This is a genomic window from Actinocrinis puniceicyclus (genome assembly GCF_018283645.1).
GTDB lineage: Bacteria > Actinomycetota > Actinomycetes > Streptomycetales > Catenulisporaceae > Actinocrinis > Actinocrinis puniceicyclus.
Genome location: NZ_JAGSXH010000142.1, coordinates 1 through 12321, shown reverse-complemented (window position 1 = coordinate 12321; position 12321 = coordinate 1). Strand labels below are relative to the sequence as shown.

General features: G+C 69.5%; 15 protein-coding genes. 7 read left to right on the top strand and 8 right to left on the bottom strand.

Annotated features, from left to right (window positions below; translation table 11 throughout):
* The first annotated feature begins 8 nt into the window (after window positions 1–8).
* From KGA66_RS25210 to KGA66_RS32530, 3 genes are all read left to right on the top strand, one after another.
* Complete coding sequence (locus KGA66_RS25210; protein WP_369015961.1) at window positions 9–458, top strand: hypothetical protein; 450 nt, start codon at window positions 9–11, stop codon at window positions 456–458.
* A gap of 31 nt (window positions 459–489) precedes the next feature.
* Entirely contained in the window at window positions 490–1506 is a 1017-nt protein-coding gene (locus KGA66_RS25205; RefSeq protein WP_211471363.1) for a transposase family protein, read from the top strand.
* Between the two features lie 69 nt (window positions 1507–1575).
* Entirely contained in the window at window positions 1576–1926 is a 351-nt protein-coding gene (locus KGA66_RS32530) for a DUF6444 domain-containing protein (protein ID WP_438822075.1), read from the top strand.
* Between the two features lie 364 nt (window positions 1927–2290).
* Here KGA66_RS32530 and KGA66_RS25200 read toward each other — a convergent pair whose 3' ends face one another.
* The 4 genes from KGA66_RS25200 to KGA66_RS32285 form a co-directional block, all read right to left on the bottom strand.
* Entirely contained in the window at window positions 2291–3256 is a 966-nt protein-coding gene (locus tag KGA66_RS25200) for an ABC-2 membrane transporter-related protein (RefSeq protein WP_211471361.1), read from the bottom strand.
* Window positions 3253–4152, bottom strand: coding sequence for an ABC transporter ATP-binding protein (locus KGA66_RS25195; protein WP_211471359.1), 900 nt, complete (start codon window positions 4150–4152; stop codon window positions 3253–3255). Before KGA66_RS25195 ends, KGA66_RS25200 begins: the two co-directional genes overlap by 4 nt.
* 25 nt (window positions 4153–4177) lie before the next feature.
* Entirely contained in the window at window positions 4178–4603 is a 426-nt protein-coding gene (locus KGA66_RS25190; RefSeq protein ID WP_211471357.1) for a GntR family transcriptional regulator, read from the bottom strand.
* Between the two features lie 459 nt (window positions 4604–5062).
* Complete coding sequence (locus tag KGA66_RS32285) at window positions 5063–5494, bottom strand: helix-turn-helix domain-containing protein (protein WP_369015960.1); 432 nt, start codon at window positions 5492–5494, stop codon at window positions 5063–5065.
* Between KGA66_RS32285 and KGA66_RS25180 the strand changes: the two genes are divergently transcribed.
* Complete coding sequence (locus KGA66_RS25180; RefSeq protein WP_211471353.1) at window positions 5414–5992, top strand: dihydrofolate reductase family protein; 579 nt, start codon at window positions 5414–5416, stop codon at window positions 5990–5992. The genes KGA66_RS32285 and KGA66_RS25180 overlap by 81 nt on opposite strands.
* 366 nt (window positions 5993–6358) lie before the next feature.
* Here the strand turns inward: KGA66_RS25180 and KGA66_RS31230 are convergent, their stop codons facing one another.
* From KGA66_RS31230 to KGA66_RS25170, 3 genes are all read right to left on the bottom strand, one after another.
* On the bottom strand, window positions 6359–6493 hold the full coding sequence (locus tag KGA66_RS31230; protein WP_281416820.1) for a hypothetical protein: 135 nt from the start codon (window positions 6491–6493) through the stop codon (window positions 6359–6361).
* Window positions 6490–6666, bottom strand: coding sequence for a hypothetical protein (locus KGA66_RS25175; RefSeq protein WP_211471351.1), 177 nt, complete (start codon window positions 6664–6666; stop codon window positions 6490–6492). The genes KGA66_RS31230 and KGA66_RS25175 overlap by 4 nt, the downstream gene beginning before the upstream one ends.
* Window positions 6667–6802: 136 nt before the next feature.
* A complete protein-coding gene (locus tag KGA66_RS25170) occupies window positions 6803–7411 on the bottom strand; it encodes a TetR/AcrR family transcriptional regulator (RefSeq protein ID WP_211471349.1) in 609 nt (202 codons plus the stop codon).
* 78 nt (window positions 7412–7489) lie between these two features.
* Between KGA66_RS25170 and KGA66_RS25165 the strand changes: the two genes are divergently transcribed.
* Together KGA66_RS25165 and KGA66_RS25160 are read left to right on the top strand one after the other, a co-directional pair.
* Window positions 7490–8452 (top strand): ATP-binding cassette domain-containing protein, encoded by a 963-nt coding sequence (locus tag KGA66_RS25165; RefSeq protein WP_312887065.1) that lies wholly within the window; start codon window positions 7490–7492, stop codon window positions 8450–8452.
* The gene (locus KGA66_RS25160) at window positions 8449–9288 is read left to right on the top strand and encodes an ABC transporter permease (RefSeq protein ID WP_211471347.1); all 840 of its coding nucleotides are present in this window, start codon (window positions 8449–8451) and stop codon (window positions 9286–9288) included. The genes KGA66_RS25165 and KGA66_RS25160 overlap by 4 nt, the downstream gene beginning before the upstream one ends.
* 196 nt (window positions 9289–9484) lie before the next feature.
* On the opposite strand, the gene KGA66_RS25155 is transcribed toward KGA66_RS25160, so the two are convergent.
* On the bottom strand, window positions 9485–10048 hold the full coding sequence (locus KGA66_RS25155; RefSeq protein ID WP_211471345.1) for a GNAT family N-acetyltransferase: 564 nt from the start codon (window positions 10046–10048) through the stop codon (window positions 9485–9487).
* 1074 nt (window positions 10049–11122) lie between these two features.
* On the opposite strand from KGA66_RS25155, the gene KGA66_RS25150 reads away from it, so the two are divergent.
* A complete protein-coding gene (locus KGA66_RS25150; RefSeq protein WP_211471343.1) occupies window positions 11123–12121 on the top strand; it encodes a ParB/RepB/Spo0J family partition protein in 999 nt (332 codons plus the stop codon).
* Window positions 12122–12321 lie beyond the last annotated feature (200 nt).

The following is a 12321-nucleotide window of genomic DNA, read 5'->3' as shown; positions in this document are numbered from 1 at the left end:
GGGTTCGGGTGGAGTGGATGCTGCAGCAGATCGATCAGCGCCGTCTCGAGTTGGAGGTCGAGGCTGAGGGGCTGCGCAAGCAGTTGGCGCAGGTCGAGGAGGAGCTGATCGAGCCGGCCGCGGCGGCGCGGGTGGTCGGCCGGTTTCTCCAGGCCCCTGCGTCCGGCGCGCCGGACGGCGCCGAGGCGGGTACGACATCTGCGGGAGTGGTGATCCCGCGGCGCGGCGAGGGGGATCTGCCGCAGGCGTACGCGCGGCTGTGGCGGTTCGCCGCGGCGGCGCCGGAACCGGTCTCGTGCAAGGACTGCTGCTGGGAGTTCGATCTCGGCTTCGAGCCGCGGCACGTCGAGGGGATGCGTACCCGGCTCAAACGCCTGGTGGAGCGCGGGTGGCTTATCGAGCCGGCGCCGGGCAGGTTCACCGGGGCCGCGGCTGTGAGGCTCGTCTCAGAACCATGACGTACGGTCCCCGGCGGTCGTTGCTCGCTTTGTGACAAACGACAACATTTCCGCCGAGGACCGCACCATGGTCTACCAGTGCCGGCTCCCGCTGTCCACCCGGACCCTCACCTTCTGCGCCGATCTGCTGCGCTCCCACCGCAAGAAGATCGGCTCGCGCTGGCGCTGCCGCAGCGCCGGGCGCATCGTCGTGCTCGTGTTCGCGGTGCTGCGCCACGATCAGCGGCTGCGCGATATCGCCGCGGCCAACAACATCTCCGCCTCGACCCTCAAACGTTGGGTGGACGAACTGATCGCCCTGGTCGCGACCCGAGCCGCGCGCCTGGAGCGGGCCCTTGAGAAGGTCCGCAAGTCCGGCGGCGAGGTCGTGCTGCTCGACGGCACGTTGATCAAGACGTATCGGCGCACGGGTAAGGAGAACCGGCGCCACTACAACGGTAAGCACAAAGCCCATGGCCTGCTGTTTCTCGGGATCACCGATGAGAAGGGCAACCTGCTGTGGATCAGCCGGGCACATCGCGGCGCGGCCAGTGAGATCGCCGCATCGCGCGGCGAGAAGCTGCTCGAACACCTGCGCACAGCCGGCCTCGGCGCCCTGGCCGACCGCGGCTTCATCGGCCTAGCTAGGCGCGTGGACCGAGGCCGCGGAGCCAGCCCTGGTGTTCAAGGCGACCTACACGCGGCTGCGCGAGCGCTGGGGCGGGCGGTTCGGCTGGGAACCAAGCCGCTCGGGAAGGCCGACGAGCACTACTGGGGGATGCTGCACGTTCCCGTCGGCGAGAACCAGCTGGAGTTCGACGCGCAGATCATGGCGCTGGCCAAGCTGCTGATCGAACGCCTCAATGAGAAGGAGATCGCGAAGCCCATCACGGTCGAGGCGAACGAGAAGGGCATCACGAAGTTCGGCAAGTACCTCGAGCACCTCGGCTTCCCCGAGCGCGAGGAGCTGGTCACGCTGCTGCGCAACCTCAACGGGCTGCGCAGCGGCCCGGCCCACGTGAAGGGCGACGACTACAAGAGGGCCACGAAGCACTTCGACCTGGAGTAACTGGTCAGGTGGTTGTGCTGCGGGCGTCGAGTTGACTTGTTCTCGGTCATCCGTGTAGATCATTGCGTCATGCCCGCCGAGTCGCAGCCCTCGTACGAGGAGTTGGCCGCTGAGAACGCGGCACTGCGCGAGTTCGTCGCGGGGCTTGAAGCCAGGATCCTGGACCTGGAAGCCAGGCTGAAACAGAATTCGAAGAACTCCTCGCGCCCGCCGTCGTCGCATCCCACGCCGCGTCAGACGCGGTCGGTACGCCGCGCTCGACTATCGACCCCTGCGGCATCCGCCCAGACCTCCGTCGTGCACACGACTACGGCCATTTCGACGGTAGTGCAGGCGACTTCGGCTGTCCGGCGATTCCGAACCTCCCTGCACTCGGCAGCGAACTTGCAGCTCACCCGTGCAGGCGACTTCGGAAACTGACAGCAGCGACGCGAGCTCGGGGACTGCGATCGGGGAACGGTCCGGGATGGCAGGTTCGCCGAGACGGATCGCTGGAACGCGCCAGGTCTATGACACCGGCACACGACGATCAGTCTCAATGAGTTGGCCAGTGCAGGCCAAAGGTTCGGACGCTGGCCAACTTCAGCGGCACCGGACAGCCGGTCGGCGGACAGCGCCGCTGAGGGCACAGGTCGCGCGGCATCGGCCGGAGCACCGATCAGGGCGGTGTACCCCGACTGCCGGCTGGGCTCGTCGGCGCAGCCCGACTCCAGAGATTCCAGCGCTCTCAGGCCGCGCTGATCACGCACGGGTCCGCCGGCGCCGCGCCGTGGATCGCCGAATGTCAGGAAACCCGGCGCATCGTCCACCAGACGGTGAACGCGAGGCACAGAGTTCCGAGTCCGACGAACACGCCGGCCTCGATGAACTGCAACGGCCAGAAGCGGGCCAGGGACTGGTAGGTGTCGACGAGCCTCGCGCCAGCCGGGTAACAACTGGGGCCCATGGTTTTCTGGCAGGCGGCGCTCATCGTCTGGTAGTCGACGTTGATCGGATGCCCGGCGGCGTCGACCAGAGTGTTGCTCAGGATCCAGTCGCCCATGCCGGTGCGCGGGCTCGGCGTGCCGGCCGGGAAGGAGACCGTTTCCGGGGTGATGACGCTCGGCCGGACCGACCTCGCCATGATGATGCGCGGCGGCACGTACAGGATGATCGCGGCCACCATCGCGGGGACGACCTTCTTGACCACCGCCCCGGCGGCCGCGCCGACGCAGAACGCGAACAGCGTGTAGGCGACCGGCGCGATCCCCATGAAGGAGAACACGTTCGGGCTGATCCGGTCCCCGGCGCTCGGGCCGACCGTCCCGCCGCCTTGAACGTACTGCAGCGGGTGCAGCCACCAGGTCATGAGCCAGGTGAGGATCGCGCAGAGCGCGGCTGCGGCAAGCAGGAACGTCCCGGCCTTCACCGCCAGCCAGCGGACCCGGCCGACCGACTGGGTCCAGACCAGGCGGTGCGTTCCGCTCTCGATCTCCCGGGCGATCAGGGGTGCGCCCCAGAACGCCCCGATCAGGACCGGCACGAAGCCAATGAACTGGGACACGGCGAGCACGCCGCCGAACTTGCTCTTGAACGCCTCGCCCAGGACACCGCAGACGGACTCGCCGCCGGTGCAGGTCGCCAGGCCGTTCGCCGCGATGTAGGAACTCATTTCGCGTTCGGTGTAGACGGCGAATGCGGCGAAGGCCAGCAGGATCGCGGCGCACGTGACGAACGCGGGTCTGGCCTGGCGCCAGGTAAGGCGGATCATGACGGGACCTGTTCCTTCTTCGCGGTCTCGATGGTGTCGTCGGTCAGGTGCGGCGCGGCCATGTAGGCCAGCACGAGGTCTTCCAGCGAGACGTTCCGCACCTGCCAGCCGGTCGCGTCGAGCGGACCGTTCACGCGGATCATCACACTGGCTTGCCGCTCGGTGTAGTCGGCCTGGACGACGGTGTGCGTGGCTTCGATCGCGGCGGCGGCGTCCCTCGGGCCGGTCAGCATCCGGTGCCGGGCCAGCAGGTCGTCGGTGTCACCGGCGAATTGGACGCGCGACCGGGACAGCAGCACAAGGTGCTCGCACGTCCGCTCCAGATCGGCCAGCAGATGCGACGAGAGCACGACGGTCATCCCGGACTCGGCGACCTCTTCCATCAGAACCCTGAAGAAGTCGCGCCGGGCGAGCGGGTCGAGGTCGGAGACCGGTTCGTCGACCAGCAGAAGCTCCGGCCGCTTGCCGAGCGCGAGCGCCAGCGCGAGCTGCGAGCGCTGGCCTCCGGACAGCTTCCCGACCTTCTGCGTGAGCGGCACGTCCAGCCGAGCTACCCGCTTCTCGGCGAGCTTGTATTCCCATGCCGGGTTCAGCCAGCCGCCCATCCGCAGTGTCTCGGCCACCGTGAAGTGGCCGTACAGCGGCTTGTCCTGCGCGACGAAGCCGACGCGCGCGAGCGTTCCCGGATCGCGCGGGTCACGTCCGAGGACCCTGACTTCGCCCGCGGACGGCTGGAGCAGGCCGACCGCCAGGTGCAGCAGCGTGCTTTTGCCGGCCCCGTTCGGGCCGACCAGCCCGATGACGCGCTCGCTGGGCAGGCTCAGCGTGCAGTCCTGGAGTGCCCATTTGCGTCCGTACCGGCGGCCGAGCCCGACCGCCTCCACAGCATCCGTCATGACCGCCGTCTCTTGTCTTCGCACATCAGACCTTCTCCGCTTCCGTCTGGCGCTGCGCACCGGGCGCAGGCTCCTGAAACGTCTCCCGCATGGCGGCGCCGTACAACGCCTCGACGTCCTCCCTGCCGAGACCGGCCTGCCGGGCGGCGCGAAGCCACTGCGCAAGTTCTCGAGCCAGTTGCTCCAACTCCCCCGGATCACCGCTGGGCAAGGTGCCGGTAACGAACGTCCCGGCCCCGGGCCGCGCCCCTACCAATCCCTCGCGCTCCAGCTCGCGATAGGCCTTCAGCACCGTGTTGGGATTGATGGCCAGCTTCGCGACGACCTCCTTGGCCGTCGGCAGCTTGTCGCCGGGACGCAGCAGCCCCAACCGCAGCGAGTGCCGCACCTGCTGCGCCAGCTGCAGGTACGTCGCGACGCCGCTGTGGCCGTCGAGCTGGAAGTCGATCATCGATCGCCCATCGCATTACCCCAATGCACTAACGCCTTAGTGAAAGGTTGCTATGCGATGGCGAGCGCTGTCAAGTAGGGGCGGGAACCGGCGGCGTCGTGACCAGCAAGCACAACGTCGACCACCTGGAGACGTCTGCACGCGAGCGCCTCGTCCTCTGCGGTCCGGCCCTGCGCGCGCGCTCGCGTGAAGGTGACGCGCCATGCGAGAAGCGGACTGGATCTCAAGCCCCGCACGCTTCTCCCGCAGGTTCTGCACATGTTCTGGGGCGTGTGGATGATGCTTGGGGCGCTCGGCGTCCCGGCCATCATCAGCTACCTTGTGGCGCTGCAGCTTTCAGGTGTCAGCGTCTGGCACACGTTGAACTCGTAGATGGCGGGGACCGCCTCGATCCCCGCTCCCATGTCACAAGGGACGTCCACGGGACTCGTTCCAGAACGATGTCGGCGAGCCCGGTATTCAGCCTCCGGGCGGGGTCCTCGATCGTGCCCAGTCCTGCGGCCGGGGCAACGTCTGCTGCGACAGCCAGTGTCCCGAGCATGCCTGGAACAGAGTCGTCTCGTGCGGGAAATGTCGGTAAACGGTCAGGCGAGTAACCCCTGCCCGCTCGGCGATCGCCGCGATGCTCGTCGCCGCCGGGCCCGGTATCGGTAGCGAGCCGAACGCGCCCTGTGGAGAGAAGAAGAGCGAGGATGCACCGTGCCCGCGAATTGGGCGGTGTCTGCACGCCCGATTCGTAGCCGCGCCGGTGTCTACCCGGTTGGAGGCGGTCCCGGTCCGGGGCGCGCCCCGGGTATAGGGAGAAATCAAGTGGGAAAGATCGTGGTCAGCCAGAACGTCACGCTCGACGGCGTCGTCGAGGATCCGAGCGGCGAGGGAGGGTCCAGGCACGGCGGCTGGTTTCTTCAGTTCATGGGCCAGGACTGGGAGGCGTGGGCGCAGCTCGAACTGGCCGAGGCACAAGGCGCCGAGGCGCTGCTGATGGGCCGGCGCACCGACGAGTACTTCGGCACACGCTCGGCAACGATGAGCGGCGAGTGGTTGGACGCCTTGAATCGCCTGCCCAAGTACGTCGTGTCCGCGACGCTCCAACAGCCCAAATGGACGAACGCAACCGTCCTGGCCGGCGAGGTGGTGAGCGAGGTCTCGAAACTCAAGCAACAGGTACAGGGAGAGATCGTCGTGTACGCCAGCCGCCCGCTCGTGCACACGCTGATGGAGCACGACCTGGTTGACGAGTTGCGCCTGACCGTGTTCCCGGTCGCCCTCGGCGCGGGCGAGCGCCTGTTCGGCGAGACCAGCGACGAGCGACCCCTGCGCCTGATCCACACGAAGAGCGTGGGCAATGGCCTCGTTCACCTCACCTACGAGCGCGCCCGCGAGGCCTAAGCAGCCGAGTCGGCCGTCTGCGAGATGATCGAGACCGCCGCTCTCGCCGTCGTCTCCCGGCGCGAAGGCCACGAGGCCCGCGCACGCCGGCACCACGCACGCGTCACGTAACCGCATGTCAGACCCGCGCGTCGCGACAGTCGACGGCTGTGACGCACGCATCGTCGATCGTCCTTGCCGAAATTCCCGTCCTGTGCCGTGGCGGAACTCGCATATCGGCTGTGACCTGCCGTTTTCGCGCTGCTCGGACCGCGTCGAGGTCTGCGAGCGCGCGGTGCTGTGGTGCGGCTGTTTCGGACCGGGGCCTGGCCGGATCGCGCTGGTGGGCGAACCCAGGTCGCAGAAGCCCCACGGTCTTCTCGTACGTCAGCTGCGTTCGAGGTCGGCTGGCAGCAACTCGAAGATTTCGCGATGCGCCGGTGCGATGATCCGAAAGTCCTTGCGGTCTACCGTGGCGATCCTGCCGGGGTGAATCGCCGGTCCGTGAGGGGCGATCGTCATGTATCCAGGGTAACGCCGGGTGTGACGATCGGGCTGAACCTGGCGGTCAGGCTGGCGTCAGCATGGCGGGGCCACGTTTCATGCTCCCTCCCGCAATCGTGGCAGATCTCGATTTTGCCGGCTGGCTCCGCGCGCGCCGCACCGTCGGTCATGTCGCCGAGCGCGGTGGCCATCGCTGTGATCTCGCGGCTGTCGCGCCGATGCGGCGGGTTGTGGTGTGCAGCCGGGCTTGTAGGGCGAGACCTGCCGTTGTAGTCCGGACGGCGCGGTCGCGGTCGGCATCGTCTGCTGGCGGCGCCTGGTCCGCTGTCAGGGGGTGAGTGAGTTCTCGGCGCGGAAGAGGCGGGGGATGCCGCGCCGCAGTACGTCGATGGCCTGCGCCGAGGTCATCCGTCCGGCGCGTACTTCCTCGCCGGCTGTGTGGCCGAGAGCGAGGGTGGCGCTCAGGATCCACGCCACCGGCAGATCGGGGTCGAACGCGCCGGAGCGCTGGCCTCTGCGCACGAGCTGTTCCAGCCGGTAAAGCAGCGGTTCGTGCCGGGCCCGTTCCTGTTGTGGGGTGAGCGGCGGTTCGGCCAGGTGCAGGAGGAACGGGTCGGCGTCGAAGGCCTGCCAGCCGATCTCCAGGAATCGTACGAGCGCCTGGTCGGCCGGGCCCGAGTCCAGGTCGGCGGCATCGATCGCGGCCAGGACCTGCTCGGTGACCCGGTCGAACAGGACGCCGAGCAGGGCATCGCGTGACGGGAAGTGGGCGTAGACGGTCTGCCTGCTGATGCCGGCCGCCTTCGCGATGTCCTCCATGCTCGCGTCGGGCCGTTGCCCGAGGACCCGGGTGGCCGCGTCGAGGATCGCGGTGATGCTGCGCTGTGCGTCGGCGCGCAGCCGGCGGGGCGGCGGGGAAGAGGCTAACTCAGACACAGTTGACAAAGATACCAGCCCCGTCATAACTTTGACAGCACTGTCAAAGATTGTGATGGTCGCGGAGGTTCGCCAGCTGTGAATTCGTATTCTGATTTCGCCGTCGAAACGATCGGACTGACCAAGGTGTTCGGGGCGACGCGCGCGGTCGACGGCATCGATCTGAGCGTGCCCTCGGGCCTCGTGTACGGCTTTCTCGGCCCCAACGGCGCGGGCAAGACGACCACGCTGCGCATGCTCGCCACACTGCTGCGCCCCGACGGGGGCAGTGCGCGCGTCCTCGGGCACGATGTCGTGGCGCAGGCCGACGCCGTGCGCGCCAGGGTCGGCCTGACCGGGCAGTTCGCCTCCGTCGACGAAGACCTGACCGGCGCGGAGAATCTCGTCCTGCTCGGGCGGCTGCTGGGTCACTCGTCGCGGCACGCCAGGCTCCGGGCGGTGGAACTGCTCGACGCTTTCGACCTGGCCGATTCGGCCGGACGGCAGGTCAAGACCTACTCCGGCGGCATGCGCCGGCGCCTGGACCTGGCCGCGAGCATCGTGGTCACACCGGAGCTGATCTTCCTGGACGAGCCGACCACCGGTCTGGACCCGCACAGCCGCAACCAGGTCTGGGACATCATCCGGACCCTCGCCTGGGAAGGGACCACGGTGCTGCTGACCACCCAGTATCTGGAGGAGGCCGATCAGCTGGCCGCCCGGATCGCCGTCATCGACCGCGGCACCCTGATCGCCGAAGGCACGCCCGGCGAGTTGAAGACATCCACCGGCCGCGGCGCGCTGCAGGTGCGGCTGCACAACCCGGATCAGCGGGCCGAGGCCGCCCGCACGCTCTCCCGGGTGCTGGAGCTGCCCGTGCACCTGGACCTCGACCCGGCGCAGCTGACCACTCCCGGCGCCGACCCCGAGCGGGCCACCCTGGCCCTGGCCGAGCTGACCCGCGCCGGCCTGCCCGTCGCCACCTTCGCGCTGGGCCAGCCGAGCCTGGACGAAGTGTTCCTCGCGCTCACCGGCCACCCCACCCAGGAGGAGGCAGCATGACCCTGACACCCACCGCCCCGGCCGGGCCGGCACCCGGCGCGAGCGTGCGCGCGGCCCTGGCTACCGGTGCCAGACCACCGGCCCCGGGCTCGTTGTCCACCTCGCTCACCTTCGCCTGGCGCGCACTGCTCAAGATCAGGCACGTGCCCGAGCAGCTGTCCGACGTGATCGCCGTCCCGATCATCTTCACCCTGATGTTCACCTACCTGTTCGGCGGCGCGCTGGACGGTTCCCCCCGCGCCTACCTGCAGTTCCTGCTCCCGGGCACTCTCGTCATGGCTGTGCTGCTGGCCACCGTGTACACCGGGGTCAACCTCAACACAGACCTCGGCAAAGGCGTCTTCGACCGGTTCCGCGCCCTGCCGATCTGGCGGCCCGCCCCCATCGCCGGCGCGCTGATCGGCGATGCCCTGCGTTACCTGCTCGCCTGCGCTCTCGTCCTCGCCTTGGGCCTGCTGCTGGGATTCCGCCCGCACGGCGGCGCGCTCGGCGTACTGCTGGCCGTCGCGCTCGTCGTCGTGTTCGCCCTCGCTCTGTCCTGGGTCTTCACCCTGCTCGGCCTGCTGCTGCGCTCACCCAACGCGATCATGAGCGTGGCGATGGTCGTACTGTTCCCGTTGACCCTGGCCAGCAACATCCTCGTCGAGCCCGACACCATGCCGGGCTGGTTGCACACCGTCGTCGACGCCAATCCCGTCACCCACCTGGTCACCACCGCCCGCGCCGCAATGGCCGGCAGCGCAACCGCCGGCCAGATCACCGCAGTCCTGCTGGCCTCCGCAGTGATCGCCGCGGTGTTCGCACCGCTGACCGTGCGCCTCTACAACGCCAAGTGACGACCCGCTGCCCTCACTGCATTCGCCGGGTCCTCAGCCTTACCACTCGATCATCGCGACGGCGCACACCGACTGGAGCAGATGCGGACAGGGTTGCCGCATCGCAGGTGTTTGAGCAGGTCTCGACGCGCCCTCGCGGGTTCGGGCCGCGGCAGGTCGATGGGAGCGAAGGTCGCGGACAGTCAGCTCGCTGATGTCAGTGCTCGCCGGCCAGCGCCAGTTTCGCGGCCTCGGGCCAGACGAACCGCAGTTTGTTCGGGGAACCGTTCAGCCGGCCGGGCACGCCGCCGGGCGGCGCGACGACGGCCTTCTGCACCGGGCTGCCGCCCATGGCCCGGTAGAACTGCTGGGCGGCGGTGTTCTGCTCCAGCACCCACAGATAGACCCCGTCGCTGAGCGCCCGCTCGCTTGCCGCGGCCGCGGCTCGGCGCAGCAGGACGGTGCCGATGCCGCCGCGCTGACGGCCGTGCACGACGTGAAGGTTGTCGACCAGGCTGCCCCATTTCCGGTCTTCGTCGAACACGACGTGCACGAAGCCCGCCAGGATCTCGACGCCTTCCTCCTGGGCCAGCAGGGTCAGGCTGCCGGATTGCGCGGACAGCCGCGCCGACCACACGGCAAGCCGGTCCGCGGCGACGTCGCCGGCCAGGAACGAGTCGCTGTACGCGCCGCGGTAGTGCCGACGCCAACTGTCGGCGTGCAGCCGCGCCACCCGCTCGGCGTCCCCGGGGCCGGCTGATCGCAGCCGTAGTGAAGTCATGCGGCGTTCCTCCAAGCCTCGCCGGCCGTGCGAATAAAGCTGATATACCGTCGGCTTGACGCGAGTGACGTGGCTGGTTCCGACCGCGTCGAGGGGGCGCGGTAACGAAGTGCGGGCTCGGTGTTCGGGGTTGTCTCCGGGGCGGTGCGGATGAAGGCGTGCCGTGTGACCCCTTCGATGCAGGCCCCGTCCGCGCCCCGCCGCGTTCGCCGCGTCATAACAGGATTGTAGGCGGCTGCGGGCCGGCGCGCGGGCCGGGTGTAGGTGCGGGCCGCTGTGCTCGCCCGCTCGCGCGACCCAGCCGGGGGCTTCGTGCGGGCCGCTGTCACCCGGCTCCCCTCGCGTGCAGATCGATCACCACACGACTCGGAGCCTGCGGCGGCCCGGGGGCAGTCAAAGCCTTACGCCACAGGCACTCAAGCTCGGGTGCGGACATACCGGTCGGTCGGTCTGGTGCTCCCGCGCAGTTGAAGCCCACTGACATCGCCCCGTGCGGTGCGCGCGCCACCCGGCCGGCGGGCCGTCCACGAGCCATCGGAGGTCTCAAGAGCACTGCGAACGTCGGCAAAAGCGAGCGGCGCCCCGTGCGATAAAGCTACACTGCCCGCGTCTCAGAGCATTGAAGGAAGGCTGTCGAATGGCTCGCTTGTGCACGCCCGCGTGTCCGCGCTCGTCGTACCCGCCCTCGAACACAGGCCGCCTGCTTCGGGCGCGTCGCGCCGCCGCGAGGTCCGCCTCCGGCCACTTCGGCAGCTGACTGCGCGGCCGCGGGGGCCGAGCAGTCCGATCCGATCCGGTCCGCGCTCACCGCGTGCTCGTCATCGTCGAGCTGATCAACCGGGACCGGACGTCGGACGGCCAGCGTTTCGGTGCTCCCGGCAGTAGCCTGAAACGGCGCGGCCGGGCCGACGTGCCGCCGACCGGGCCGCGCATCGAGACATCGACGGCGTCGCCGAGAAGTGTATCAGCTTTCGTATAGCCGAGCCAAAGAGAACAGTCGTGCTACGGCCGGCCGCCCGGTCACCCGAGGCGGAACCGAGTCGCCCCTGCAGAGAGACGGAAGGACGTACCGCCTTGAAACAGTGGTTCGAGCATGCGCAGAGCCCGCCCCGCCCCGCGGACGCCGCCGCCCTGGTGGCTGCCGAGGCTGCCGAGGCCGGCTGCTGCGGCGCATCGGCTCCGGTACGGCGGGAGCGTGATCGGCCGACCGCGATGGTGCCGGTGGCCGTACTGGTGCCCGGCGAGTCGCCGCGCCTGCACGGCCAGGACCGGGAACATGCGGCCCGGCTGGCCGAAGTGGAGGGGCCGCTGCCGCCGATTCTGGTGGACCGGCGCACCATGCAGGTGATCGACGGCACGCACCGGCTGATGGCGGCCGAACTCAAGGGCCTGACGTCGATCGAGGTCGAGTTCTTCGACGGCAGCCCGGCCGACGCGTTCCTGCGGGCTGTCGAGGCCAACGTCGCGCACGGCTTCCCGTTGTCCCAGGCCGACCGCCGCGCGGCGGCCGAGCGCATCGTCAGGTCGCACCCGCACCTGTCCGACCGCGCCATCGCGCAGACCGCGGGCCTGGCCGCCAAGACGGTCGCGACCATCCGCCGGCTGACCGACGACGGGGCGGGGACCGTGCGCGTCGGGCTTGACGGGCGGGTTCGGCCGCTGAGCAACGTCGCAGGCCGCCGCCAGGTCGCCGCGCTGATGGCCGAGCGCCCCGACGCCTCGCTACGTGAGCTGGCGCGCACCGCGGGGATCTCCCCGGCCACGGTGGCGGACGTCCGCAGGCGCCTGCAGCGCGGCGAGGACCCGATTCCGACGCAGCCGAGCGAACCGCGGCCCCGCCCCGACTGGCCGGCGCCGCCCCCGGCCTGGCTGCTGGAGAAGCTGGTGCGCGACCCGTCGCTGCGGCAGAACGAGAACGGCCGCCGGCTGCTGCGCCTGTTGCGGATGAACGCGCTCGGTGCCAAGGAACTCTCCGAGCTCGGTCCCTCGACTCCGCCGCACTGCCGCCAGTTGGTGCGCCAGCTGGCGCAGCAGTACGCGCAGGTCTGGTCGGCGTTCGCCCAGGACCTCTAGGGCCGGCGCTCGTCGCGGCGGTCGGCGCCCTTGCGCGCATCCGCTGGTTTCCGGGTGGGTGCTGTGCGCTGCGGACAACGGGCGCCACTCGCCCGGCTGCGGGGATCGCGGCCGCGGCGCCCGCGCCGTGGGCGGGCGGAAGCGTAGTGGCCCCGTGCGGCTCTCGGGGAAGGGCGGCACGGGGCCGGGCGGGCGCGTCT

Bases quoted from the DNA above. Each gene is read 5' to 3' on its own strand.
- KGA66_RS32530 (WP_438822075.1), top strand. From the start codon at position 1,576: ATGCCCGCCGAGTCGCAGCCCTCGTACGAGGAGTTGGCCGCTGAGAAC.
- KGA66_RS25200 (WP_211471361.1), bottom strand. From the start codon at position 3,256: ATGATCCGCCTTACCTGGCGCCAGGCCAGACCCGCGTTCGTCACGTGC.
- KGA66_RS25190 (WP_211471357.1), bottom strand. From the start codon at position 4,603: ATGATCGACTTCCAGCTCGACGGCCACAGCGGCGTCGCGACGTACCTG.
- KGA66_RS25155 (WP_211471345.1), bottom strand. From the start codon at position 10,048: ATGACTTCACTACGGCTGCGATCAGCCGGCCCCGGGGACGCCGAGCGG.
- KGA66_RS25195 (WP_211471359.1), bottom strand. From the start codon at position 4,152: ATGACGGATGCTGTGGAGGCGGTCGGGCTCGGCCGCCGGTACGGACGC.
- KGA66_RS31230 (WP_281416820.1), bottom strand. From the start codon at position 6,493: ATGACGATCGCCCCTCACGGACCGGCGATTCACCCCGGCAGGATCGCC.
- KGA66_RS25175 (WP_211471351.1), bottom strand. From the start codon at position 6,666: ATGGCCACCGCGCTCGGCGACATGACCGACGGTGCGGCGCGCGCGGAG.
- KGA66_RS25160 (WP_211471347.1), top strand. From the start codon at position 8,449: ATGACCCTGACACCCACCGCCCCGGCCGGGCCGGCACCCGGCGCGAGC.